Source organism: Phytohabitans houttuyneae, assembly GCF_011764425.1.
Lineage (GTDB): Bacteria > Actinomycetota > Actinomycetes > Mycobacteriales > Micromonosporaceae > Phytohabitans > Phytohabitans houttuyneae.
This window is the reverse complement of the sequence record NZ_BLPF01000003.1, coordinates 1,374,343-1,394,388: the sequence shown is the minus strand read 5'-3', so window position 1 is coordinate 1,394,388 and position 20,046 is coordinate 1,374,343. Positions and strand designations below refer to the sequence as shown.

The 20,046-nt window shown below is 73.9% G+C and carries 19 protein-coding genes and 1 pseudogene; 12 read left to right on the top strand and 8 right to left on the bottom strand.

The window, feature by feature from the left end; genetic code table 11:
- Positions 1-177 precede the first annotated feature (177 nt).
- Positions 178-936 carry a TetR/AcrR family transcriptional regulator gene (locus Phou_RS41320; protein ID WP_173068233.1) on the top strand — a complete coding sequence of 253 codons (759 nt, stop codon included), beginning with the start codon at positions 178-180 and terminating at the stop codon, positions 934-936.
- Here the strand turns inward: Phou_RS41320 and Phou_RS41315 are convergent.
- A complete protein-coding gene (locus tag Phou_RS41315; RefSeq protein WP_173068229.1) occupies positions 933-1,529 on the bottom strand; it encodes a pyridoxamine 5'-phosphate oxidase family protein in 597 nt (198 codons plus the stop codon). The two genes, Phou_RS41320 and Phou_RS41315, sit on opposite strands and share 4 nt — an antisense overlap.
- A 133-nt stretch (positions 1,530-1,662) precedes the next feature.
- Here Phou_RS41315 and Phou_RS41310 point away from each other — a divergent pair, with 133 nt between their 5' ends.
- The gene (locus tag Phou_RS41310) at positions 1,663-2,529 is read left to right on the top strand and encodes an alpha/beta fold hydrolase (RefSeq protein WP_173068226.1); all 867 of its coding nucleotides are present in this window, start codon (positions 1,663-1,665) and stop codon (positions 2,527-2,529) included.
- Positions 2,530-2,589: 60 nt separating this feature from the next.
- On the opposite strand, the gene Phou_RS41305 is transcribed toward Phou_RS41310, so the two are convergent.
- Positions 2,590-3,750 (bottom strand): MFS transporter, encoded by a 1,161-nt coding sequence (locus Phou_RS41305; protein WP_173068223.1) that lies wholly within the window; start codon positions 3,748-3,750, stop codon positions 2,590-2,592.
- A 46-nt stretch (positions 3,751-3,796) separates the two neighbouring features.
- Here Phou_RS41305 and pdxR point away from each other — a divergent pair, with 46 nt between their 5' ends.
- Complete coding sequence (gene pdxR, locus Phou_RS41300) at positions 3,797-5,227, top strand: MocR-like pyridoxine biosynthesis transcription factor PdxR (RefSeq protein WP_173068196.1); 1,431 nt, start codon at positions 3,797-3,799, stop codon at positions 5,225-5,227.
- A gap of 234 nt (positions 5,228-5,461) precedes the next feature.
- Entirely contained in the window at positions 5,462-7,891 is a 2,430-nt protein-coding gene (locus Phou_RS41295; protein ID WP_246274432.1) for a penicillin acylase family protein, read from the top strand.
- Between the two features lie 20 nt (positions 7,892-7,911).
- Here Phou_RS41295 and Phou_RS41290 read toward each other — a convergent pair whose 3' ends face one another.
- The 4 genes and pseudogenes from Phou_RS41290 to Phou_RS41280 all read right to left on the bottom strand — a co-directional run bounded on the left by Phou_RS41290 (position 7,912) and on the right by Phou_RS41280 (position 10,807).
- Positions 7,912-8,985, bottom strand: a complete 1,074-nt coding sequence (locus Phou_RS41290; protein ID WP_173068190.1) for a PfkB family carbohydrate kinase — start codon at positions 8,983-8,985, stop codon at positions 7,912-7,914.
- A gap of 7 nt (positions 8,986-8,992) precedes the next feature.
- Positions 8,993-9,709 (bottom strand): sensor histidine kinase, encoded by a 717-nt coding sequence (locus Phou_RS55170; protein ID WP_308784877.1) that lies wholly within the window; start codon positions 9,707-9,709, stop codon positions 8,993-8,995.
- Entirely contained in the window at positions 9,622-10,155 is a 534-nt protein-coding gene (locus Phou_RS55165) for a hypothetical protein (RefSeq protein WP_308784876.1), read from the bottom strand. Before Phou_RS55165 ends, Phou_RS55170 begins: the two co-directional genes overlap by 88 nt.
- Positions 10,152-10,807, bottom strand: a pseudogene (locus tag Phou_RS41280) (response regulator transcription factor). The gene Phou_RS55165 and the pseudogene Phou_RS41280 overlap by 4 nt, the downstream one beginning before the upstream one ends.
- Before the next feature lie 127 nt (positions 10,808-10,934).
- Here Phou_RS41280 and Phou_RS41275 point away from each other — a divergent pair.
- Genes Phou_RS41275 through Phou_RS41260 form a run of 4 tightly spaced genes read left to right on the top strand, consistent with a single transcriptional unit; the run spans position 10,935 to position 14,426 of the window.
- Positions 10,935-11,474, top strand: a complete 540-nt coding sequence (locus tag Phou_RS41275) for a hypothetical protein (protein ID WP_173068187.1) — start codon at positions 10,935-10,937, stop codon at positions 11,472-11,474.
- On the top strand, positions 11,471-12,529 hold the full coding sequence (locus Phou_RS41270) for a peptidoglycan-binding protein (RefSeq protein WP_173068184.1): 1,059 nt from the start codon (positions 11,471-11,473) through the stop codon (positions 12,527-12,529). Before Phou_RS41275 ends, Phou_RS41270 begins: the two co-directional genes overlap by 4 nt.
- Positions 12,526-13,218, top strand: coding sequence for an ABC transporter ATP-binding protein (locus Phou_RS41265; protein WP_173068180.1), 693 nt, complete (start codon positions 12,526-12,528; stop codon positions 13,216-13,218). The genes Phou_RS41270 and Phou_RS41265 overlap by 4 nt, the downstream gene beginning before the upstream one ends.
- A complete protein-coding gene (locus tag Phou_RS41260) occupies positions 13,215-14,426 on the top strand; it encodes an ABC transporter permease (RefSeq protein WP_246274337.1) in 1,212 nt (403 codons plus the stop codon). The genes Phou_RS41265 and Phou_RS41260 overlap by 4 nt, the downstream gene beginning before the upstream one ends.
- Before the next feature lie 128 nt (positions 14,427-14,554).
- Here Phou_RS41260 and Phou_RS41255 read toward each other — a convergent pair whose 3' ends face one another.
- Positions 14,555-15,292 (bottom strand): lytic polysaccharide monooxygenase, encoded by a 738-nt coding sequence (locus Phou_RS41255; protein WP_173068176.1) that lies wholly within the window; start codon positions 15,290-15,292, stop codon positions 14,555-14,557.
- Positions 15,293-15,432: 140 nt separating this feature from the next.
- On the opposite strand from Phou_RS41255, the gene Phou_RS41250 reads away from it, so the two are divergent.
- The 4 genes from Phou_RS41250 (at position 15,433) to Phou_RS41235 (ending at position 19,019) form a co-directional block, all read left to right on the top strand.
- Positions 15,433-15,579 (top strand): hypothetical protein, encoded by a 147-nt coding sequence (locus Phou_RS41250; protein WP_173068173.1) that lies wholly within the window; start codon positions 15,433-15,435, stop codon positions 15,577-15,579.
- Positions 15,564-16,025, top strand: a complete 462-nt coding sequence (locus Phou_RS41245) for a DUF305 domain-containing protein (protein WP_173068170.1) — start codon at positions 15,564-15,566, stop codon at positions 16,023-16,025. Before Phou_RS41250 ends, Phou_RS41245 begins: the two co-directional genes overlap by 16 nt.
- 184 nt (positions 16,026-16,209) lie before the next feature.
- The gene (locus tag Phou_RS41240; RefSeq protein ID WP_246274336.1) at positions 16,210-17,379 is read left to right on the top strand and encodes an ROK family transcriptional regulator; all 1,170 of its coding nucleotides are present in this window, start codon (positions 16,210-16,212) and stop codon (positions 17,377-17,379) included.
- A 257-nt stretch (positions 17,380-17,636) separates the two neighbouring features.
- A complete protein-coding gene (locus Phou_RS41235; protein WP_173068164.1) occupies positions 17,637-19,019 on the top strand; it encodes a glycosyl hydrolase family 18 protein in 1,383 nt (460 codons plus the stop codon).
- Between the two features lie 57 nt (positions 19,020-19,076).
- Here Phou_RS41235 and Phou_RS41230 read toward each other — a convergent pair whose 3' ends face one another.
- Complete coding sequence (locus tag Phou_RS41230) at positions 19,077-20,045, bottom strand: aldo/keto reductase (RefSeq protein ID WP_173068162.1); 969 nt, start codon at positions 20,043-20,045, stop codon at positions 19,077-19,079.
- Between the last annotated feature and the right edge of the window lies 1 nt (position 20,046).

Sequence of the window (20,046 nt, the reverse complement as noted above, 5' to 3'; positions counted from 1 at the left end):
CCCGCCGTTCATGTCCGTTCCCCCAGTGAAGTGATGTCAGATCCGTTAAGGTCCATAACAAACACGATGGAACGTCACTTGTCAAGCGCCTTCACGTCTGTAACGATGCTTAACGGAACGTTTGACATGGAGGAAACATGAGCGAGCGGAGCGAGCGAATCATCGGGCTCAGCGCCTGTGGTGCCTCATGGTCGCCCGCAGCGAAGCGAGGACGGCCATGAGCCCGACCCCGCGGACCGCCCCCGCCGCGAACGGGCGCGGGCAGCGACGATCGACGAGATCAAGCAGACCGCGTTCGCCCTCATGCGGGAGCGGGGGACGGTCGACGTGCGCTTCACCGACATCGCCCGCGTGATGGACATGACACCGCCCGCGCTGTACCGGTACTTCGCCGACCGGGACGAACTGGTCAGCGCGTTGATCTCGGACGCGTACGAGGCGCTCGGCACCGCCGTCGCCAAGGCCCGCGCGCAGGTGCCGCCGGGCGACGTCGCGGCCGCTTTCGTCGCGGCCTGCCAGGCGTACCGGCGGTGGGCGCACGAGGAGCCGCAGCAGTTCGCGCTGATCCTGGGCATGCCGCTGCCCGACTACGCGGCGCCGGAGGACGGCAGCACCAGCGAGGCGGCCGGCCGCGCGATGGCGCAGCTGTCGTCACTGTTCGTCGAGGCGCTGCAGTTGGGACGGCTGGCGCCGCCGCGGATCACCGAGGTGGACCCGGCGGTGGAGCTGTGCGCCCAGGCCAAGCACGAAAAGCACGAGATCGGCGTCGACCCGGCGCATTTCCAGGCGATGCTGCACGCCTGGGCGTCGCTGCACGGGTTCACGTCGCTGGAGGCCAACGGCCACTTCGCCTGGATGGACGAGGAGGCGCGGGACGCGCTGTTTCTCGGCCAGCTCCGCCTGGCGGCGGAGGCGGCGGGCCTGCCGGTGACCTAGGCGGTGGTAGCCGGCGTCGGCGGCAGGGGGAGCGGCAGACCCGGCAGGCCGTCGATGCTTGCCGCGATGTGCTCCTTCTTCTCGAAGTAGGCGCTCAGCGACGCGTCGTCCTCCCGCGCGAACCGCTTGCCGTGCAGGTCGCGGTCCTCCTGGTACGCCATGAACGGCACCGCGTAGCCGCAGGTGTCCCGGATCAGCTCGGCCCGCACGACGACGATCGCGCGCAGTCCGTGGATGCTCGCGTCGATGTCCGGGAAGTGGGCGAACAGCTCGCCCCAGCGCGGGTCGTCGCGGAAGACGGGCTCGCCCCGACCGTGCACCCGCACGATGTTGGGCGGCCCCTGGAAGGCGCACCACATGAGCGTGATCCGGCCGTTTTCCCGCAGGTGGGCGACCGTCTCGGCGTTGCTGCCCGCGAAGTCGAGGTAGGCGACGGTCAGCTCGTCGATGACCGCGAGCGAGCCGCGCAGCCCTTTCGGCGAGAGGTTGATCGTGCCGTCGCCGGCCAGCGGCGCGGTCGCGGTGAAGAACATCGGCTGCGCCTCGATGAACTCCCGCAGCCGCCCGTCGATGCGCTCGTGAACCTTCCCCATGATCACGATTATGGCCGCTGCCGGGTGCGGGGTCGTGTGTGATTCCGGTGGGTGGAAGGGCCAGCGGCACGTCGAGAACCGGCGGGCGGCTCCGACTCCCCTCGGAGTCCGACATCCGACGAAGGAGTGGGTCATGGAGACGAAGACGCTTTCCGTGCCGGGGGCGAGCCTGCACTACGAGGTGCGCGGTGCCGGGCCGGTGCTGCTGCTGATCTGCGGGGGCGTGTACGACGCGGCCGCGTTCGCGCCGCTCGCGCAGGAGCTCGCGGACCGGTACACGGTCGTGACGTACGACCGGCGGGGCAACTCGCGCAGCCGGCTCGACGGGGCGCCCGGTCCGCAGGCGATCGAGGAGCACGGCGACGACGCGTACCGGGTGCTGGCGGCGGTCGGGGTGTCCGGGGCGGCCCCGGCGTACGTGTTCGGCAACAGCTCGGGCGCGATCATCGGCCTCGAGCTGGCCGCGCGGCACCCGGAGCTGGTGCGGGTGCTGGTGGCGCACGAGCCGCCGCTGTTCGAGCTGCTGCCGGAGCGGGAGCACTGGCGGGACGTGATGCGCGAGGTGGAGGCCGCGTACCGCGACGGCGGGTCGGCGGCGGCCGGGCAGGTGCTCGGCGCCGCGCTGGGGATGAGCGGGGCGCCGTCCGGCGACGAGGGCGAGGACCGGGTGCCGGGCGGTGCCGAGGCGCCGCCGGAGCTGGACCCGCAGACGGCCGCGATGCTCGCGCGGTTCGCGGCGAACAACGAGTTCTTCCTGGAGTTCGAGGTGCCGCCGTTCGCCCGGTACGTCCCGGACGGCCACGCGCTCAAGAGCGGCAGCACGCGGGTCGTGCCGGCGGCCGGCGCGGCGTCCGAGGGGGAGCCGCCGGCACGGGCCGCGCACGCGGTGGGCGCGCTGCTGGGCGTGCCGGTGGCGACGTTCCCCGGTGACCACGGCGGGTTCGGGCTGGAGACCGCCCTGTTCGCGCGCCGCCTCGACGACGTCCTGCGCGCGGCCTGAGTGGTTGATCAGGGACTTGGTGCGGGACACGCCGGCGGACACGCCCGACCAAGTCCCTGATCAACCGCGAGGGGTGGGGCGAGGGCGGGCGGTGGCGGCCGCCGTCAGGGCGAGCATCGCGGCGGCTGTCAGGGCGAAGCTGATCGGGTAGCCGGCGGCGCCCGCCACCACGCCGAAGCCGAGCGCGCCGAGGCCGTACCCGGTGTCGTAGGCGACGCTCCAGATCGCGGTGGCCGTGCCGTACGCGGCGGTGGAGACGCGGGCGTACATCATCGCGAGGCTGGCGTTCTGCACGACGCCGAAGCCGGCGCCGAAGGCGAGCATCCCGCCCAGCAGCGCGACAGCGCTCCCGGCGGCCAGCACCAGCGCGAGGACGCCGGCGGCGGCGAGCAGCGCGCCCGGCACCAGCAGCCGTGCGGCGCCGTGGCGGTCGCCGAAGCGCCCGGCCCACCAGCGGGCGGCGGTCGTCGCGACGGCCTGGGCCAGCAGCGCGACGGCGGCCAGGCTGCCGGCGTGCGCCACCGCCGGCACGAAGGTCACCACGATGCCGGCGGCCGTCGCCGTGCCCGCGAAGACGACCGCGGGGCGGACCAGCGCCGGCTCGCGCAGGCCGGCGCCGGGCGCGACCGCCGTGCGGCCGGCGGGCAGGCCGAGCACCGCGCCGAGGCCGGCGAGCGCGGCCAGGGCGCCGAGCACGAACACCGCCTCGGCGCCCGCGCGGTCCATCAGCCACACGCCGAGCGGGGTGGCGATGACGGCGGGCAGGCCGGCGACGATCCCGAGGACGCCGAGGCCCTCGCCACGCCGCCCGGCGGGGATCATCTCGGCGGCCCACGCGCCGCACACGACGAAGATGACCGCGAGCCCGAGGCCGCGCAGCACGCACACCACGACCACCACCGGCAGCGCGGACGAGGCGAGCAGCGCCAGCGCCGGCAGGGCCAGCAGGGCGAGGCCGGCGGCGAGGATGGCGCGGTAGCCGTACCGGGCGGCGAGGCGGGGGATGGCCAGCTCCCCGGCCACCGACGACAGCATCAGCACGCCGGTGGCCAGGCCCGCCGCGAAGCCGCCGGCGCCGGCCGCGGTCAGATGCGCGGGTACCACCGACAGCAGCAGGTAGAAGCCGAACAGCCCGGCGAAGTCGGCCAGCATGACCAGCGCGAGCGGGCGGGACAGCAGGCGGGGCGCGGGTGCGGGTGCGGCCAGGGCGATCGTCGTCATGTCCTGAACGTACGAACCCAGCCGGCCCACGCTAAGCTCCAATTCTGTGTCGATCGAGTGGGCCGGTTTGGGACCGGAGGTGCTGCTGCGGCTGGACCGCGACGGGCCGGAGCCGCTGCGCGCCCAGCTCGAGGGCGGCCTGCGCGAGGCGATCCGCGCCGGGCGCCTGCGGGCCGGCGAGCGCCTGCCCTCCTCCCGCGAGCTGGCCCGCCAGCTCGGCGTCTCCCGCGGCCTCGTGCAGGACTGCTACGGCCAGCTCTACGCCGAGGGGTACCTGACCGCGCGGGTCGGCTCGGCCACGCGGGTGGCGGCGACCGCGCCCGCCCGCCCCGCGCCCGCCCCGGCCGAGCGTCCCGCCGCGGCGCGCCTCGACGTCGACTTCGCGTCCGGTGTGCCCGACCTGGCCGGCTTCCCGCGTGCCGACTGGGCGTGGGCGGTCCGCGAGGCGTGTCGCACGGTCGCCAACGCCGACCTCCACTACGGCGACCCGCGCGGCGACCGCACCCTCCGCCGGGTGCTGGCCGGCTACCTGCGCCGCGTGCGGGCCGCCGTCGCCGAGCCGGCCGACATCGTGGTCTGCACGGGCTTCGCGCAGGGGCTCGGGCTGGTCCTGCGGGCGCTGTCCCGGTCCGGGGTGCGCGCCGTCGGGTTCGAGGATCCGGGGTACGGGCAGGGCGAGACCCTCGCCGCGGTCACCCGGCTGGGCATCGAGGCGGTGCCGGTACCGGTCGACGAGGGCGGCGTCGACGTGGCCGCGCTCGCCCGCACCGGCGTGGCGGCCGTGGTGCTCACGCCGGCCCACCAGTCGCCGACCGGGGTGGTGCTCGCGCCCGACCGCCGGCACGCGCTCGCGGCGTGGGCCGCCGACCGGGACGCGGTCGTCGTCGAGGACGACTACGACGCCGAGTTCCGGTACGACCGCGAGCCCGTCGGCACCCTCCAGGGCATCGCCGCCGGCCGCGTCGTGCTGCTCGGCACGGTCAGCAAGTCGCTGGCCCCGGCGATGCGGCTCGGCTGGGTGGTGTGCCCGCCGCACCTGACCGAGGCGATCGTGGAGGAGAAGCGGCTCAGCGACCGCGGCTCGCCCGGCCTGGACCAGCTGGCGCTCGCCCGCCTGATCGAGTCCGGCCGGTACGACCGCCACCTGCGCCGCATGCGCGGCGTCTACGCGGGCCGCCGGGAGGCGCTGGCCGGCGCGCTCGCCCGGCACGCGCCCGGCCTGCGGCTGACCGGGCTCGCCGCCGGCTTCCACGCGGTGCTCCACCTGCCGGAGGGCGTGCGCGAGGCGGACGTCGTCGCCGCCGCGCGGGAGCGGTCGGTCGGGCTGTACGGCATGAGCGACTTCCGGATGTCCGGCGGCACCACGCCCGGGCAGCTGGTCATCGGCTTCGGCAACCTCGGCGAGCCCGCCATCGAGCGCGGCGTCGCGGCGGTCGCCGACCTGCTCACCGGAAAGCCGGGTGGCCACGCCGACTGATCGCCGTCGCGGCGCTGCCAGCCGGGCGGCGGCCGCCCACGCCGGACGACCTGCTCGCGGCCGTGCGGTCGATCACGGCGGGCTGAGCCGGGCATAGGATGCGGCGCCATGGGCGAGCTGAGCGACGGGTCAGCGGACACGGCGGGCGCGGGTCCGGCCCCTGCCGGTGCGCAACCGGTGGCGCGGGTGCGGCGGCGCCGGTGGCGGGTGCTGCGGCGGGTCGCGCTGGTGGCCCTGGCCGGGCTGACGGCGCTCGCGCTCGTGGCGGGCGTGCTCGCGGTGTGGGCGGTGCGCCGCTCCTTCGCGGAGTACGCCGGAGAGCGCACCCTGCCCGGACTCTCCGCCGAGGTGACCGTGCACCGCGACGGGTACGGGGTGCCGCAGATCTACGCGCGCACCGCCGGTGACCTGTTCCGCGCGCAGGGGTACGTGCACGCCCAGGAACGGTTCTGGGAGATGGACTTCCGCCGCCACGTGACCGCCGGCCGGCTCAGCGAGCTGTTCGGCCGCGACCAGCTGGAGACCGACACCTACCTGCGCACGCTCGGCTGGCGGCGGGTCGCCGAGCGGGAGTGGGGGATCGTCTCCGAGGAGAGCCGCGGCTTCCTGCAGGCGTACGCGGACGGCGTCAACGCCTGGCTCGACCAGCACGGCGGCGGCGAGCCGAGCGGCGACGTGAGCCTCGAGTACACGGTGCTGGGCCTGACCAACCGCGACTACCGGATCGAACGGTGGAGCCCCGTCGACAGCCTCGCCTGGCTCAAGGCGATGGCCTGGGACCTGCGCGGCAACATGAGCGACGAGATCGAGCGCGCCGTCCTGCTCGGCGCTGGGCTCACCCGTCCGGCGGTCGACGAGCTGTTCCCGCCGTACCCGATGGATCGAAACAGGCCGATCGTCGACGGCGGGCGGGTGGCCGGCGGCGCTTTCGTGGCCGCGGAGGCCGGCGGTGCCGGAGGCGGGTGGGTGCCGGCGCTCACCGCGGTGCGCGACGGGCTGGCGGACCTGCCCGCCCTCCTCGGCCGCCAGGGCACCGGCCTCGGCTCCAACTCGTGGGTGATCGCCGGCAGCCGCACCTCCAGCGGCAAGCCGCTGCTCGCCAACGACCCGCACCTCGCGCCGAGCATGCCCGGCATCTGGTTCCAGGCCGGGCTGCACTGCGAATGCGGGTTCAACCTGTCCGGGTTCACGTTCGCCGGGGTGCCGGGCGTGGTGATCGGCCACAACGACGCGGTCGCGTGGGGCTTCACCAACCTGGGACCGGACGTGACCGACCTCTACCTGGAGGAGGTCGCCGGCGACAAGGTGCGCGTCGGCGGCGGCTGGCAGGACCTGGAGAAGCGGACCGAGACGATCAAGGTGGCCGGCGGCGGGCCCGTCACGATCACCGTCCGCACCAGCCGGAACGGGCCGCTGCTGTCCGACGCGTCCGAGGAGCTGCGCGACGTCGGCGGCCGCCACGCGGTCGCGCTGCGCTGGACCGCCCTCGACCCCGGCCGCACGATCGACGCGCTCTTCGCGCTCAACCGCGCCCGCGACTGGGCGGACTTCCGGGCGGCGGCCGCCCTGTTCGAGGTGCCCGCGCAGAACCTCGTGTACGCGGACGTGGCCGGCAACATCGGCTACCAGGCGCCGGGCCGCATCCCGGTGCGGGGCAAGGGTGACGGGCGGGTGCCGGCGCCGGGGTGGGACACGGGGTACGGGTGGCGCTCGTACATCCCGTTCGACGAGCTGCCGAGCGTGCTCAACCCGGCGCAGGGCTACATCGTGACGGCCAACCAGGCGGTGGTCGGCCCCGGCTACCCGTACCTGCTCACCCACGACTGGTCGTACGGATACCGCTCCGAACGCATCAACGAGCTGATCGAGCGGGCCGGGCGCATGGTCACCGTCGAGGACGTGGGGCGGATGCAGACGGACGCGTACAACGCGCTCGCGCCGCTGCTCGTGCCCCACCTGCTGCGCGTACCGTCCGCCACGGGCGCGGTCGACCTGCTGCGCGGCTGGGACTACCAGCAGCCGGTCGACTCGGCCGCGGCCGCGTACTTCAACGCCGTGTGGCGGGCGCTGCTCGCGCGGACCTTCGACGAGCTGCCCGCCGACTACGAGCCCGACGGCGGCGACCGCTGGTGGGAGGTCGTGCGCGCCCTGCTGGAAAAGCCGGCGTCGCCGTGGTGGGACGACCGGGCCACGCCCGCGGCGGAGACGATGGACCAGATCCTGTCCGCCGCGCTCGCCGACGCCGGCGCCGAGCTGACCGACCGGTTGGGCGACGACCCGCGCGCCTGGCGCTGGGGCGACCTGCATACGCTCGAACTGCGCAACCAGAGCTTCGGCGAGTCCGGCATCGCGCCCGTGGAGTGGCTGTTCAACCGGGGCCCCGAGGCGGTGCCGGGCGGATCGTCCATTGTGAACGCCACCAGCTGGGACGCCGCCTCCGGCTACGAGGTGGACGCCCTGCCGTCGATGCGCATGGTGGTCGACCTCGGCAACCTCGACGGCTCGCGGTGGGTCCAGCCGGCCGGCAACTCCGGACACGCGTTCAGCGCGCACTACGCCGACCAGTCCGACCCGTGGCGGCGCGGCGAGCTGCTGCCGATGCGCTGGGACCCGGACACCATCCGCCGCGAGGCCACCGGCACGCTCGTGCTCCGCGCGCCCTGACCCCCGGCCTCGGAACGCCGCTACTGGGCGTCGGAGAGCTTGGCGATCGTGGCCGTGGCGCGGCGGACGGTGCGGATCTCGCCGGTGGGGATGGCGTCGTCGAGGAAGGCGTAGCGGCGGGCCATCTCGGCGTCGGGGGTGCCGGCGCGCGTGCGGTCCTTGGTGGCGCGCCACCAGTCGCCGATGTCGCCCCAGCCGGGCGCGGACAGCGAGCCGCCGAAGTGCTGGACCGAGAGGGCGGCCACGAGGTTGGCGAACGCCAGGCGGTCGGCCAGTGGCCAGCCGGCCAGGGTGCCGGCGATGAACCCGGCGCCGAAGACGTCGCCGGCGCCCGTGGGGTCCAGCGCCTCGACCGGGATGCCGGGCACGGACGCCTGCTCGCCGGTGCCCGCGTCGAGCGCGAGCGCGCCGGCCGGGCCGCACGTCACCACGGCCACCGGCACCCGCTCGGCCAGGGCGCGCAGCGCGGCCTCGGGAGTGTCGGTGTGGGTGTAGCGCATCGCCTCGACGGCGTTGGGCACGAAGGCGTGGCAGTGGTCCAGCACCGACAGCGCCTCGGCCGACCAGGTGCCGGTCGCGTCCCAGCCGGCGTCGGCGAAGACCAGCGTGCCGGCGGCGTGGGCACGGCGTACCCAGGGCATGGGTTCCAGGCCCAGGCTGACGTACGCGGTGCGGGCCGCGGGCAGGTCGCCGACCAGGCCCTCCACGGTCGCCGGCGCGGGGTGACCGTGCGTGATCATGCTGCGGTCGCGCTCGTAGGCGAGCGAGACCGTCACGGGCGAGTGCCAGTCGTCGAAGCGGCGGGAGGCGGTCAGGTCGACGTTCTCCTCGCCGCAGAGGATCTGCCAGCAGAAGTCGCCGTACGCGTCGGAGCTGATCGGCGAGCTCAGCCCCGTGCGGACGCCGAGGCGGCTGGCCGCGACGGCGAGGTTGGCGATGCCGCCGGGGCTGGAGCCCATGCCGAGCGTCCACACCTCGGTGCCCGGCGCGGGCAGGGCCGGGAGACCGGTGAAGATGATGTCGAGGTACACGATGCCGGCCGCGAAGAGGTCGAGGGGCTGACCGTCGACGGCGCTGTCCACAGTGGCCGGCATCTACCGATCATGCCACGGCCTGGTCAGGGGCGAGCGGAAGAGTCACGCGAACGAGCAGGCCACCGCCGTCGCGGGGCTCGGCCGTCACGTCGCCGCCGTGCGCGCGGGCGACCGACCGCACGATCGACAGGCCCAGGCCGGCGCCGCGGTCGCGGTCGACGCGTTCGGTGCCGTACCGGCGGAACGGCTCGAACAGCCCCGGGATCTCGTAGCGGGGGATGACCGGTCCGGAGTTGCTCACGGTGAGCTCCACGACGCCGCCGGGGAGCGTGCGGCAGGCCACCCGCACCCAGCCGTCCGGCGGGGCGTTGTGGCGGATGCCGTTTTCGACCAGGTTCTGCACGAGACGTTCCAGCAGGACGGGGTCGCCGAGCGTGGGCGCGGGCGAGGGCTCGCCGCCGACCCGGACGTCCGCCTTGTCCGCCTCCGGCGTCAGGTGGGTGACCGTGTGCGCGACGACGTCGGCGAGGTCGACGGGGCTCTTGTCGAGCATCTCGTTGTCGGTGCGGGCGAGCAGCAGCAGCCCGTTGATGAGCCGCTCGTGCCGCAGGTTGATGTCGAGCAGCAGCTCGGTCAGCTGCCGCACCTCGGGCGTGAGCGCGTCGCGGTGTGCGGCGTACTCCAGCACGGCCCGGCTCAGCGTGAGCGGGGTGCGCAGCTCGTGCGAGGCGTTGGCGACGAAGCGGCGCTGGCCGTCGAAGGAGCGGTCCAGCCGTTCCAGCATCGTGTCGAACGTGTCGGCCAGCTCTTTGATCTCGTCGGTCGGCCCGGCCAGCGCGATCCGCTCGTGCAGCCCCGGTCGGCGGCGGGCGCGGCGGCGATGCGGTGCGCGGTCTCGGTGATCCGGTGCAGCGGCTGCAGCGCCCGCCCGGCCAGCAGCCACCCGAACGCGACCGCCACGGTCGTGACGAGTACCAGCGCGACGATGCCGGTGGTGAGCATGTCGTCGAGGGCGGCGTCGCGCAGCTTGGCGGGCAGCTCCGCGGCGTAGAGCTGGTCGACGTCGGTCGGCGCCTGGCCGGGCGGGCCGGTCCGGGTCAGCAGCTTCATCGTGGTGGGCAGGCGCTGGCCGACCAGCACGTACATGACCGCGACAAGCACCGCGCCGGCCACGAGCAGCAGCCCGCCGTAGAGCACCGTCAGCCGCGCGCGGATCGTCAGGCGCCTCACCGGATCACGTACCCGTCGCCGGGCACGGTCTCCACGACCGGCGGGTCGCCGAGCTTGCGGCGCAGCTTGAGGATCGTCACCCGCACCGCGGCCGTGAACGGGTCGGCGTGCTCGTCCCACACCTTCTCCAGCAGGTGCTCGGCGCTGACCACCGCGCCGTCCGCCCGCATCAGCTCGGCCAACGTCGCGAACTCCTTCCGGGAAAGCGCCACATAGCGTCCATTGCGGTACACCTCGCGCCGCGGCAGGTCGACGGTGATGCCGGCGCGGTTGAGCACCGGGGGCGCGGCCGGGCGGGCCCGCCGGCCGAGGGCCAGCACGCGGGCGGCGAGCTCGGCGAAGGCGAACGGCTTGGGCAGGTAGTCGTCCGCGCCGAGGGAGAGCCCGGCCACCCGGTCGCCGATCTCGGCCGCCGCGGTGAGCATCAGCACCCGCGTCTGCGCCCCGAGTCGACCAGCGCCCGGCACACGTCGTCGCCGTGCACCACCGGCAGGTCGCGGTCGAGCACCACCACGTCGTAGTCGTTGACGCCCAGCCGTTCCAGCGCGGCGTCGCCGTCGTACGCGACGTCCACCGCGTGGGCCTCACCCCGCAGCCAGCGGGCGATCAGGTCGGCGAGCAGCCGCTCGTCCTCGACGACCAGTACACGCATCGCCCCATGATTGCCGATGGGCGTGTTCGTTCGGCGTTAACGCCCGCGGAAACCGCCGGGTAACGGGCCGCCGCGTTGACTCTCAGCCGTTCGCCGGCCGCTGGGGCCGGCCGTTTCGGGAGACACCATGAGAAGGACGGTTTGGGCGGTCGTGGCGGCGGTGTTCGCCTTCGCGCTCGCCGGCTGCGGCGGGGACGACGGCGGCAACGGCGGCATCGCCTCCGCGGGAGGTACGGCCAGCGCGGCGCCGGGGGCCAGCCCGTCGGCGAGCAAGGACAACTACGAGGCGATGCTCGAGTTCACCGAGTGCATGCGCGGCGAGGGCATCGAGATGGACGACCCCCAGCCCGGCGCCGGCGTACAGCTGCGGCTGCGCGGCAGCGACCCGGCCAAGACCGAGGCCGCGATGGCCAAGTGCCGCCACCTGATGCCGAACGGCGGCGAGCTGCAGAAGGCCGACCCGGATCGGATCGAGAAGGCCCGCCAGTACTCCAAGTGCATGCGCGACAACGGGGTGGCCGCCTTCCCCGACCCCGACCCGGAGACCGGCGGCATCATGCTGCGCGCCGCGCCGGGCAGCGGCCTGGACCCGAACGACCCGACGTTCCAGGCCGCGCAGAAGACCTGCGAGAAGCTGCGCCCGGTCCCGCCCGGGAGCGGCGGATGAAGCGGCGTCGTCGCGGGCGCGTGTTCCTGGCCGCGGGGGTGGCGGTCGCCGCGGCGGGCGGTACGGCCGCCGCGGTCACCCTCGACCGCGGCGCGAGCGGGACGGCCGGCGGCAGCACCCTGCCGCCGGCCACGGCCCAGGTGCAGCGCTCCACGCTGGTGGACGCGGAGACGGTCGACGGCACGCTCGGGTACGGCACCGAGACCGCCGTCACGCCCCGCCTGCGCGGCACCGTCACGTGGCTGCCCGCGGCCGGGGCGACGGTCAAGCGCGGCGGCCGCCTCTACGGGGTCGACGACACCCCGGTGGTGCTGCTGCGCGGCACGCTCCCGCTGTACCGGCCCCTCACGCCGGGCGTCGAGGGCGCGGACGTGAAGCAGTTCGAGCAGAACCTCGCGGCGCTCGGCTACGACGGCTTCACGGTCGACGAGGAGTACACCGACTCCACCGCCGACGCCGTGCGCGAGTGGCAGGAGGACCTCGGCGCCCCGGAGACCGGCGCGGTCGAGGTGGGCCGGGTCGCGTACGCCGCCGGCGACGTGCGGATCTACGAGGTGCGCGGCCAGGTCGGCGACCCGGCGGGCGGGCAGGCGGTGCTCTCCTACACGGGTACCACGCGGGTGGTCACCGCCGACCTCGACGTGGACCAGCAGCGGCTGGCCGGCAAGGGCGCGGCGGTGAGCGTCACGCTGCCCGACGGGCGCACCGTCCAGGGCGAGGTCGCCGCCGTCGAGACCGTCATCGAGCTGGGCGACGGCCAGAACCAGGAGCCGGAGACCAAGCTCGAGGTCACCGTCTCGGTCGCCGACCAGAAGGGGCTGGGCACGCTCGACCGGGCCGCCGTGGACGTGTCGTTCACCGCCGAGAAGCGGGAGGGCGTGCTCAGCGTGCCGGTCGCCGCCCTGCTCGCGCTCGCGGAGGGCGGGTACGGCGTGCAGGTCGTCGAGGGCACCGCGACCCGCATCGTGCCGGTGGAGATCGGCATGTTCTCCGGCGGGCGGGTCGAGGTCACCGGCGAGCTGTCCGAGGGCGTGACCGTGGGCGTGGCCTCATGACCGCGCTCGTCCTGGAGCTCGAGGGGGTGACGAAGACGTACCCCGGCGGCGTCGCGGCCGTGCGCGGCGTGTCGCTGGCCGTGGCCCGCGGCGAGATGGTGGCGATCGTCGGCCCCTCCGGCTCCGGAAAGTCGACGATGCTCCACCTGATCGGCACACTCGACCGCCCCACCAACGGCACCGTACGGGTGGACGGGTTCGACGTGGCCCGGCTCTCGGACCGGGAGCTGTCCGCGCTGCGGGCCACCCGGATCGGGTTCGTGTTCCAGCAGTTCCACCTGGCGGCCGGCGTGCGCGCGGTGGACAACGTCGCGGACGGCCTGCTCTACGCCGGCGTCTCCCGCCGGGAGCGGCGCAGGCGGGCGGCGGCCGCGCTGGAACGCGTCGGTCTCGGCCACCGCCTCGACCACCGCCCGCACGAGCTGTCCGGCGGCGAACGGCAGCGCGTGGCCATCGCCCGCGCGGTCGTGGGGGAGCCCGCGCTGCTGCTCGCCGACGAGCCCACCGGCAACCTGGACACCGCGTCCGGCACGGCGGTGATGGCGCTGCTGCGCGAGCTGCACGCGGCCGGTACCACCATCGTGGTCATCACCCACGACCTGGAGATCGCGGCCAGCGTGCCCCGGCAGGTGCGCATGCGCGACGGCCAGGTGGAGGCGGCCGAGGTGGAGGCGGCGGTGACGGTATGAGTGCCATCGGCCACCGGCTGGCGCCCGCGCGAATGCGGGCATCCGACGTCCTGATCGTCGGCGGAGCGGGACTGCGGACGCGGCCGCTGCGCGCGTTCCTGTCCGCGCTGGGCATCGCCATCGGCATCGCCGCGATGGTCGCGGTCGTGGGCGTCTCCACGTCCAGCCGCGCCGACCTGCAGCAGACGCTCGACCGGCTGGGCACCAACCTGCTCACGGCGGGGCCCGGCAACGACCTCTTCGGCGCCGCGGCCACCCTGCCCGACGAGTCGGTCGAGATGATCCGCCGGATCGGGCCGGTGACGGCGGTGTCCGCGGTGGGCAAGGTGCCCGACGCGAAGGTGTACCGCTCCGACCGCATCCCGGAGATCGAGACCAACGGCCTGCTCTGCCTCGCCGCCCGGCTCGACCTGCTGGAGACCGTGAGCGCGACGCTGGAGAGCGGCACGTGGCTCAACGAGGCCACCGCCCGCTACCCCGCGGTGGTGCTGGGCAGCGCGGCGGCCGACCGCCTGGGCATCGGCGCGGCCGGCCAGGACGTGCGGGTGTACATCGGCGGCGAGTGGTTCACCGTGGTCGGCGTGCTCCACCCGGCCCCGCTCGCGCCGGAGCTGGACTCGGCCGCGCTGGTCGGCTGGGCGGCCGCGGAGTCCTATTTGGACTTCGACAGCCACCCGACCACCGTCTACACGCGGGCCGACGAGGAGTACGTCACGGACGTCCGCGACGTGCTCGCCGCGACCGCCAACCCGGAGACGCCGAGCGAGGTCGACGTGTCCCGCCCGTCCGACGCCCTGGCGGCCAAGCAGGCGGCGGACCGCGCGTTCACCGGCCTGCTGCTCGGGCTGGGCGCGGTGGCGCTGCTCGTCGGCGGGGTGGGCGTGGCGAACACGATGGTCATCTCGGTGCTCGAACGCCGCGCCGAGATCGGGCTGCGCCGCTCGCTGGGCGCGACCCGCGGCCAGGTCCGCGTGCAGTTCCTGTCCGAGTCGCTGCTGCTGTCCGCGCTGGGCGGCGCCGGCGGCGTGGTACTGGGTACGGCCGTGACCGCCTTCTACGCCACGACGCAGGACTGGCCGGCGGTCATCCCGCCGTGGGCGGCGGCCGGCGGCATCGGCGCGACGCTGGTGATCGGCGCCATCGCCGGCCTGTACCCGGCGATCCGGGCCGCCCGCCTCCCACCGACGGAGGCACTGTCCGCACCCTGACGGTCAGGCCGTGTTCTGGAAAATCCTTTGGCCCGGCCGGAACCCTCCGGCCGGGCCGTGGGACGTGGGGCGGGCCGGCACCGCCGGGGGCCATCGCCGCCGGTGCCGGCCCGGGTCTCAGCGCGGCGTCAGACCGCGCGCCAGAGGGCGGGGACGTTCGGGGGTTCCCATCCGGCGAGCGCGGTGTGGGCCTGCAGGCACTGGTACGTCCTGCCGCCGTAGGTGACGCGCGCGCCCACCGCGTACGCCGTGCCGGCCGCCCACGTGCCGCCCTGGGACGGCGGGGGTGTGGTCGGGTTCGGCGGTGGCGTGGTGGGGTTGGGCGGCGGGGTGGTGGGGTTGGTGCCGCCGCCTCCGACCTGCAGGTCGACGCAGGCGTAGAACGCCATCGGGGTGTCGGCGATGTTCCAGATGGCGAGCACCGTCTGGCGGCCGCTGGGGATCCCGCTGACCGTGTGTGACAGCGAGAACGGCGGCTGCTGGTTGTTCTGGCTGAACGACGCGAGCAGCCGGCTGCCCACCCAGTACTCCCAGGTAGTCGTCCGGTGTGCCGCGGTCAGCCGCCAGTTGAACGTGACGGTGCTGCCGGTGCTCGTCGCCGGGAAGCGGGAGCTGTCGTTGAGCACCGCGAACTGGGCCAGCCCGCCGTTGCAGCTGCGCAGGCCCTTGGGGCCCTCGACGCTCTGCGGCTCGTACTGGATCGGGCCGCAGTTGGCCACCCTGCCGGTGGCGCACATGTCCTGGCGGCTGGGTGGCGAGGTGATCCACCCGTGCCCGCTGGCCGGGCTCGACGGCAGTGCGATGAGCACCAGCGGCAGGGCCGCGATGCCACCGGCGAACGCCGCGACCTTTCGTCGTAGGTTCATCCAGCTCTCTCCTTGTGGGGGGAAACAGGGGAATCCGGCCGTGGGTAGCGAGAGGTTACATCGGCGTGACACGATCTGTAAATATTGTTAAGAGAAGATGCGCGCCTTACTCTTAATCTTCTTTACGGTTGGGAGTGTCGATGTCACGTCGCGTGGTCGCCCTGGTCGCGGTGCTGCTGCTCGCCGGCTGCACCGGCACCGCCGGGAGCCCGCCGGCGCCCGTGCCGTCCACACCGGACACGCGGGTCGGGGGCTCAACAACACCGACGTCATGTTCCTGCAGATGATCCTGCCGCATCACCGGCAGGGCGTGGAGCTGGCCGGGCTCGGCCACGCCAAGGCCGGCCGCGCCGAGCTTGTGGAGCTGGCCGCCGCGATCGAGGTGACCCAGGAGGACGAGGTCGAGCTGATGGCCGGCATCCTCGCCGGCTCCGGCGCGCCCGAGTCGGCGCCGGCCCCGGCGGGAGGTGAGGACCCGCACGCCGCGCACGGCGGGCTGCCCGGCACGAGCGAGCAGCAGGTCACCGCGCTGCGCGAGTCGACGGGGGCGGAGTTCGAGCGCCGCTTCCTGAACACGATGATGGCCCACCAGGGCGACGCCATCCAGCTCGCCAAGATGGAGGCGGCCAGCGGCGCCTACCAGCGCCTCGTCGACCTGGCGCGGCGGATCGAGCAGTCCCGCACCGCCCAGATCGAACAGATGCAGAAGCTCCTCGACGCCACCCCCCGCTAGCTTCGCGGTTGACCAGGGAGTTCGTGGGGCGGATCGCCGGCCGACACGCCCACCAACTCCCTGATCAACTGGGAGGGCGGGGGGCGTGGGCGCGCTCCCGGCCGCACGGTAGGTTGGACCCCTTATTTCAACACGTGGCGGAAGTGCGGGGTCGGTGGACGCGAAGCGAGCGACCGTACGGGACATGCGCCGCCGCAACCGGGCGGTGCTGCTGTCGAGGCTCTACCACGACGGGCCGCTGAGCCGGCAGGAGCTCACCGGCGCCACCGGGCTCAGCGCGGCCAGCGTCAGCAACCTGGTCGGCGAGATGCTGGAGCAGGGGCTCGTCGAGGAGGCCGGCGCGGTCGACTCCGACGGCGGACGGCCGCGCACGCTGCTGCGCGTGCGCCCCGGCTACGGCTACCTGGTCGGCGTCGACGTGGGCGAGACGCGCGTACAGGTGGAGCTCTTCGACCTGTCGATGACCGGCCTCGCCAAGGCGGACCACCCGATCGAGTCGGCCCGGCCGGCGCCGGAGACGGTGGTGCGGCACATCCTTTCGGGCCTGGCGTCCGTGACCGCCGCCGCCGGCATCCCGCACGAGTCGCTCCTCGGCGTCGGCGTCGGGGTGCCCGGCGTGGTCGAGCAGGGCGAGTCGGCGACGGTGCACGCGCAGACGCTCGGCTGGGAGGGCGTGCCGCTCGAGGCGATGCTCCGCGAGGGGACCGACGCCCGGCTGTACTTCGACAACGGGGCCAAGACGCTCGGCCGCGCGGAGATGTGGTTCGGCGCCGGGCGCGGCGCGCGCCACGTGGTGATCGCCCTGGTCGGCTCCGGCGTCGGTGCCGCCGTGCTCACGGACGGCGTCAGCTACCGCGGGGTCAGCAGCAGCGCCAGCGAGTGGGGGCACACCACGATCGTGTACGGCGGGCGCCGGTGCCGCTGCGGCGCGGACGGCTGCCTGGAGGCGTACGTGGGCGCCGAGGCGGTGCTCGACCGCTGGCGGGTGGCCCGGCGCGGCCGCGCGGTCCCCGGGCCGGACGAGGAGAGCGGGATCGCGGCACTGGTCGCCGGCGCCGAGCGTGGCGAGTCCGCGGCCCGCGTGCTGGAGGAGACCGCCGGGTACCTGGGCGCCGGCATCGCCAACCTGATCAACCTGTTCAACCCGGAGCGGATCGTGCTCGGCGGCTGGGCGGGGCTCGCGCTCGGCGGCGCCCTGCTGCCGCGCATCCGCGAGGTGGCGGCCGCGCACGCGCTGCGCCACCCGTACGGGCAGGCGTCCATCGAGCTGTGCCGGCTCGGCCCGGACGCGGTGTCGGTGGGCGCGGCGACGCTGCCGGTCGCCCGGCTGCTGACCTCCGGCGGCGCCCGCTAGTGCGTCGACCACTCTGGTTCGCCGGGGAACCCGGCGAACCAGGCCCTGCCGGGCGCAGGGTTTCCGGGTCCGCCCGCTGCGCGGGCGGACCCGGAAACGTCAGTGGTCACCGCACCAGGCGCACGGGAACGGGCAACAACTTATTTCAATGCTTGTATTGACTATTAATAGTAAAGCTTCCTAACCTTTGTGACACCTGCGCGGTTCCGCTGTCGGCGGGCGGCCCCGCGACCGGACGACTACCGAAAGGATCGTCGATGTCACGAAGGGCCCTCACCGCGCTGGTCGGCGCGGCCGCGACCGTCGCGGCCGCCGCGCTCGTCGCGGTGCTCAACCCGGCCACGTCCAGCGCCGCCGTGCTGCCGAACGGCTTCAAGAGCGTCGGTTACATGCCGTCCTGGTCCGGCAACGTCAGCACCATCCAGTACAGCAAGCTGACCCACATCAACTACTCGTTCGCGCTGCCGAACGCCAACGGCACCATCCAGCCGGTGGAGAACATCGCCAAGCTCCAGCAGCTCGTCTCGCTCGGCCACGCCAACAACGTCAAGGTGCTCATCGCGGTCGGCGGGTGGAACGACGGCAACGACTCGGCGTTCGAGACGTTCGCGGCCAGCTCGGGCGGGCGCACCACGTTCGTCAACACGATGGTCAACTTCGTCACGCAGTACAACCTGGACGGTGTCGACATCGACTGGGAGTACCCGGACCCGGGCGCGTCGGGCAACAACTTCACGCTGCTGATGCAGCAGCTCAGCACCGCCATGCACAGCCGGGGCAAGCTGCTCACCGCCGCGGTCGTCTCCGGCGGCACCACGGCGAACGGCGTGCAGCCGGCCGTCTTCGGCTACGTCGACTTCCTCAACATCATGACGTACGACGGCGGCAGCCCGCACGCCAACTACGACTGGGCGGTCAGCAACGTCAACGCGTGGAAGGCGCGCGGCCTGCCGGCGAGCAAGACCGTGATGGGCGTGCCGTTCTACAGCCGGCCGGGCTACTACACGTACGCCAACCTCGTCTCGATGGACCCCGCCAACGCCAACCGCGACTGCACCACCGCCGGCGGCGCGCAGCAGTGCTACAACGGCATCCCGACGGTGAAGCGCAAGACGCAGTACATGATGGCCAACGGCGGCGGCATGATGAACTGGGAGCTGTCCCAGGACGCCACCGGCGCCAACTCGCTGGTGAGCGCGATCTACGAGGTGGCCACGGGCGGCAACCCGAACCCGCCGACCACCCCGCCGCCGGGCGGCCGCACCGGCCAGATCCTCGGCATCGCCAGCAAGTGCGTGGACGTCGCCGGCGCCAGCACCGCGAACGGCGCGGCGGTCCAGCTCTACGCGTGCAACGGCACCAACGCTCAACAGTGGACGGTCGGCTCCGACGGCACGCTCCGCGCGCTGGGCAAGTGCATGGACGTCACCGCGGCCGGTACGGCCAACGGCACGAAGGTGCAGCTCTACGACTGCAACGGCACCGGCTCGCAGGTGTGGCAGGCGCAGTCGAACCTGACGCTGCGCAACCCGCAGTCGGGCAGGTGCCTGGACGCCACCGGCAACAGCTCGGCGGACGGCACGCGGCTGCAGATCTGGGACTGCTTCGGCGGCGCCAACCAGCAGTGGCGCCTGCCCTAGTCCCGTCGGAAACCGCGGGCCGCGCCCCCTCACCGGTGGGGCGCGGCCCGCGACCCGTCACACGTGGCCGGAGACGGCGTGCGGCGCGTACGGCGCCTCGAGTGCCGCCGCCTCCTCGTCGGTGAGCGACAGCTCGGTGGCGGCGACCGCGTCCTCGATGTGCGGGAGCTTCGTGGCGCCGACGATCGGGGCGGTCACCGCCGGCTGGCGCAGCAGCCAGGCGAGCGCCACCTGCGCGCTCGGCACCCCGCGCCGCTCGGCGAGCGCGGCCACCGCCTCGGCGACGGCCACGTCCGAGTCCTGGTACAGCTCCTTGAGGAACGCGTCGCTGCCGGCCCGGGTGGTGCCGCCCTTGCCGGCGCGGGCCAGCAGGCCGCGCGCGAGCGGGCTCCACGGGATCACGCCGACGCCCTGGTCGAGGCAGAGCGGGAGCATCTCCCGCTCCTCCTCGCGGTACATCAGGTTGTAGTGGTTCTGCATGGTGACGAACCGGGTCCAGCCGTTGGCGCTCGCCACGTGCTGTGCCTTGGCGAACTGCCACGCCCACATGCTGGAGGCGCCGATGTAGCGGGCCTTGCCGGCCTTCACCACGTCGTGCAGCGCCTCCATCGTCTCCTCGATGGGCGTGTCGTAGTCCCACCGGTGGATCTGGTACAGGTCGACGTGGTCGGTGCCGAGCCGGCGCAGCGAGCTGTCGATCGAGGCCATGATGTGCTTGCGGGACAGGCCGCGGTCGTTGGGGCCGTCACCCATCGGGTTGTAGACCTTGGTGGCCAGCACGTAGTCCTCGCGCCGGGCGAAGAGGCTGTCCAGCAGCTTGCCGGTCACCTCCTCGCTGGCGCCCACCGAGTACACGTCGGCGGTGTCGAAGAAGGTGACGCCGAGCTCGACGGCGCGCCGTACGATCGGCTCGCCCGCCTCCTGGTCCAGGACCCACTCCCGCCACTGGGTGGAGCCGTAGCTCATCATGCCGAGGCAGATCCGGGAGACCTTGAGGCCGGTCGAGCCGAGTCGTACGTAGTCCATA

Excerpts from the sequence above, each read along its gene's own strand:
- Phou_RS41315 (WP_173068229.1), bottom strand. The coding sequence starts at position 1,529 with ATGGGGAAGGTTCACGAGCGCATCGACGGGCGGCTGCGGGAGTTCATC.
- Phou_RS41310 (WP_173068226.1), top strand. The coding sequence starts at position 1,663 with ATGGAGACGAAGACGCTTTCCGTGCCGGGGGCGAGCCTGCACTACGAG.
- Phou_RS41305 (WP_173068223.1), bottom strand. The coding sequence starts at position 3,750 with ATGACGACGATCGCCCTGGCCGCACCCGCACCCGCGCCCCGCCTGCTG.
- Phou_RS41290 (WP_173068190.1), bottom strand. The coding sequence starts at position 8,985 with ATGCCGGCCACTGTGGACAGCGCCGTCGACGGTCAGCCCCTCGACCTC.
- Phou_RS55170 (WP_308784877.1), bottom strand. The coding sequence starts at position 9,709 with ATGCTGGAACGGCTGGACCGCTCCTTCGACGGCCAGCGCCGCTTCGTC.
- Phou_RS41275 (WP_173068187.1), top strand. The coding sequence starts at position 10,935 with ATGAGAAGGACGGTTTGGGCGGTCGTGGCGGCGGTGTTCGCCTTCGCG.
- Phou_RS41270 (WP_173068184.1), top strand. The coding sequence starts at position 11,471 with ATGAAGCGGCGTCGTCGCGGGCGCGTGTTCCTGGCCGCGGGGGTGGCG.
- Phou_RS41265 (WP_173068180.1), top strand. The coding sequence starts at position 12,526 with ATGACCGCGCTCGTCCTGGAGCTCGAGGGGGTGACGAAGACGTACCCC.
- Phou_RS41260 (WP_246274337.1), top strand. The coding sequence starts at position 13,215 with ATGAGTGCCATCGGCCACCGGCTGGCGCCCGCGCGAATGCGGGCATCC.
- Phou_RS41255 (WP_173068176.1), bottom strand. The coding sequence starts at position 15,292 with ATGAACCTACGACGAAAGGTCGCGGCGTTCGCCGGTGGCATCGCGGCC.
- Phou_RS41250 (WP_173068173.1), top strand. The coding sequence starts at position 15,433 with ATGTCACGTCGCGTGGTCGCCCTGGTCGCGGTGCTGCTGCTCGCCGGC.
- Phou_RS41245 (WP_173068170.1), top strand. The coding sequence starts at position 15,564 with ATGTTCCTGCAGATGATCCTGCCGCATCACCGGCAGGGCGTGGAGCTG.
- Phou_RS41240 (WP_246274336.1), top strand. The coding sequence starts at position 16,210 with ATGCGCCGCCGCAACCGGGCGGTGCTGCTGTCGAGGCTCTACCACGAC.
- Phou_RS41235 (WP_173068164.1), top strand. The coding sequence starts at position 17,637 with ATGTCACGAAGGGCCCTCACCGCGCTGGTCGGCGCGGCCGCGACCGTC.
- Phou_RS41230 (WP_173068162.1), bottom strand. The coding sequence starts at position 20,045 with ATGGACTACGTACGACTCGGCTCGACCGGCCTCAAGGTCTCCCGGATC.